Genomic DNA, 3437 nt, shown 5'->3' with positions numbered 1-3437 from the left:
GCCTCGAGACAATCGTTCCTCGAACATCTTGGCTTATTTGTTCTCCTTTTTGAACATTCGCTTGAAGAGAATAATGAATTTTTTGTATTTTCAATATTTACAGTAAATATTTGAAATGGTAGTATAACAATATCTATTAAGAATTATCAAATTATAAGGTTTTTTCAAAAAAATCATTTTTTTATTATAATGAAAGTTTTTAAAACTAAAATATTGATATTATAGCTAGAATATTTTGTATTTATTTTTCTTTAGGGGATGAATGATGATGATCAAAAAAATGTCAAATGCAATAAAGTCAACTGAAATAGTAGAGCAAACATCTGGAATATATGAAGAAGCTGTGAGATTAAGAAGAATGATCCATGAAAATCCTGAACTTGGATTTGAAGAGCATAAAACGGCTGAAATAATTGCGAATTATTTAAAAGATCTTGGAATTGAAGTGACATCCGGAGTGGCTAAGACAGGTGTTGTGGGTTTTCTTCGTGGAGATAAAGAGGGACCTGTGCTTGCTTTGCGAGCTGATATTGATGCTTTACCTATACAGGAGAAGACTGATGTAAGCTACAAATCTAAAAATCCTGGGGTTATGCATGCTTGCGGACATGATATGCATACCGCAATGTTACTATCTGCCGCTAATATTTTATCTCAAAATAAGCATCATATCGCGGGTACAATAAAATTCATTTTTCAACCTGCTGAAGAGATGAAGGGCGGGGGAATAATGATGGTTGAAGAAGGGGTATTGAGCAACCCTCCCGTCGACCATGCTTTTGCTTTTCATGTTTGGCCTGAATTAGCTACTGGAACTTATGGTTTTAGAAATGGTGCGATAATGGCAAGTATGGATTCTTTTGATGTTGTATTAAAAGGTAAACAAGGTCACGGGGCAGCACCGCATCAAGGAGTAGATGCTATTGTGGGTGCTGCTCATGTTGTAACAGCTCTACAAACAATTGTTAGCAGAGAAACAGATCCAGTAGATTCCGTTGTTATTACAATCGGAACAATTGAAGCAGGGGATGGCTATAATATTATTCCTGAAAAAGCTAGTTTTAAAGGAACTGTACGAACACTTAATGCGAGCACTCGTAAGGAAGTGGCTGCAAGCATCCAACGAATTATCGAAGGAGTGGCTTCCGCACTTAAATTAGAAGTTGAAATAAACTATAACTTTACAGTGGGGTATCCTGTTACAATGAATGATCCAAAATTTAATGAACATGTTGCTGCCATTGCTACTGATTTATTTGGAGAAAACTCAGTGCAGTGGTTGTCTAAACCAAGTATGGCAAGTGAAGATTTTGCCTTCTATTTAGAAAAAGTCCCTGGTACATTTGTCTTCTTGGGAGTAGGAGAAAACCCTGAGGATCCGATGAAGCTGCATAGTGACGTATTTTTACCAGATGAAAAAGCGATGATCCAAGGGATTTCCCTTATCGTAGGACTAGCTATGAATACAACTGAAAAAATTCAATAAATTAAAAAATGATAAGTAAAAACAGTGTTGGTTTTCCTTTTAGAATCAGCATAATTTGTAGAAAAGGAGTGTAATATAGTGCAAGAAAATTCTCTGCGTAATTGGAAAATTCATTTATTTGTTTTGATATTAGTCTGTGTTACAGAATTTATTGGCGTCAAAACGTTTAACATTGGGATTGGAGCCATTGCATTATTTCCAATGTTGTATGCATTAATTATCGGAGCCATTATTAGTTTACCTTCTTTCAAAATTTTAAAAATGAAGGAAATGAATGTAGCAGCCAATATTTTAGGGATTTCATTCATGCTTTTTGTAGCCAAATTGGGAATGTTAATGGGGCCTTCATTGCCGAAGATATTTGATGCTGGGATTTCTTTAGGATTACAAGAAGTGGGACATTTCGCAGGTACTATCCTATTAGGGTTACCGATTGCTTTATTACTTGGAATGAAAAGAGAAGCAGTCGGTGCTACTTTTTCAATCGATAGAGAACCTAACTTAGCCATTATCGCTGAGAAATATGGCTCGGATTCACCAGAAGGACGGGGAGCGCTGGGCGTATATGTTTGCGGTACTTTGTTTGGGGCTTTATATCTGTCAGTGTTAGCAAGCTTTTTGGCTCAAACTGGTTGGTTTCATCCAATTTCACTAGCCATGGGTGCGGGTGTAGGCTCAGGTAGTATGATGGCTGCCATGTCAGGGGCATTAGCTGTTATATTCCCGGAATCCGCAAAGGATATCGCAGTTTTTGCTGGTGCTGCTAACTTAATTACAACAATTTTAGGAACGTATATATGTGTATTCTTTTCTCTTCCTTTTACAAACTATTTATACAAAAAATTTGAGCCTATTTTAGGGCGAAAGTCAAAAAAAGATCAAATCAAAAATATTGAAGCATAGGGCATAAAGGGGAGATTTTATATGAAAGATAAAATATTGACTTTTATAATTATCGGCATAATAGCTATTATGGGAAATTGGATTGGATACAATGTTTCACCAATTGACGCATTACCAGGTATGATGATCATTGTTGCTGTAACGATATTAGGGTTCTTTTTCGCAAAAATCTCCCCTATTAAACTACCAATTGTTGTTTGGGTTTCTATGTTAGCCTTATTGGTTACAACCCCGATTTTTCCAGGAAACGCATCAATCATTAAAATAACAGAACAAGTTAATTTTATGGCCTTGGCAACACCTATTTTGGCTTATGCTGGCCTTTCTTTCGGGAAAGATTTGAAAGAATTCAAGAAATTGGGATGGCGTATAGTTGTTATATCTCTAGTTGTATATACAGGAACATTTTTACTATCAACCCTAGTTGCAGAAATTGGTTTTAGATTAACTGGTAAATTCCATTAAGTTTTTGTGTTCGTGCTACTAGTATTTCACTTAAAACCAAGGAAACGAAAAAGATGTCTACGCTGTATGAGATGTCAAAAGAGCAGCACAGTTCACTTTAACTTTAATGGCTTTATAAAATGTCCGATCCTAAGATTATGGAATCGGGCATTTTTTTATGCAAGGATAGCATCAATTTCTCCCGAAAGAACTGAAGTATTAGGTTCCTAGATTGGTATCTGATTTCCAATGGATATAGATATGATTAGCAAAATATCCTACGCAATATATAGTTATTTATATTCTTTAACATTGAAGCAGCCAGAGGATTGCAGTTATTTCAATGTCTGTTTCATATAATGAAGCAATTTATAAACAGTTAGAAGGAAAAGAAAAGAAAAGAAAAGGAAAGAAAAAAATATCTCATGAATTAGATAAAGCCTCTTTCTTAAGTAGTCTAATGTAATTTAAGGAATATATATTGATTTGACTATGGAAGGATTGAGAAGCCTATATTTTGGAGAGTTAGATGAACCAGAAAAATTAGACGTGTAAAAGGGTGTAGAATTCAGACATTTGATGATAGTAGGTCAAGATAAGAAGC

3 protein-coding genes are annotated in these 3437 nt (G+C 35.1%); all 3 read left to right on the top strand.

All coding sequences use genetic code 11. The features are described 5' to 3' along the window. Positions 1-265 precede the first annotated feature (265 nt). A complete protein-coding gene (locus tag ACFVSH_RS24400) occupies positions 266-1486 on the top strand; it encodes a M20 metallopeptidase family protein (protein ID WP_387708313.1) in 1221 nt (406 codons plus the stop codon). A gap of 78 nt (positions 1487-1564) precedes the next feature. After that, a complete protein-coding gene (locus ACFVSH_RS24395) occupies positions 1565-2389 on the top strand; it encodes a DUF3100 domain-containing protein (RefSeq protein WP_192204383.1) in 825 nt (274 codons plus the stop codon). A 21-nt stretch (positions 2390-2410) separates the two neighbouring features. After that, entirely contained in the window at positions 2411-2854 is a 444-nt protein-coding gene (locus ACFVSH_RS24390) for a hypothetical protein (protein ID WP_076368886.1), read from the top strand. The last annotated feature ends 583 nt before the right edge of the window (positions 2855-3437 follow it).

This window comes from Peribacillus sp. NPDC058002, from assembly GCF_042886655.1.
In the GTDB taxonomy this organism is placed as follows: Bacteria; Bacillota; Bacilli; order Bacillales; family DSM-1321; genus Peribacillus; species Peribacillus aracenensis.
This window is presented reverse-complemented; position numbering and strand designations above follow the sequence as displayed.

Coding starts and splice junctions, on each gene's coding strand:
- ACFVSH_RS24400 (WP_387708313.1), top strand. CDS start 266: ATGATGATCAAAAAAATGTCAAATGCAATAAAGTCAACTGAAATAGTA.
- ACFVSH_RS24390 (WP_076368886.1), top strand. CDS start 2,411: ATGAAAGATAAAATATTGACTTTTATAATTATCGGCATAATAGCTATT.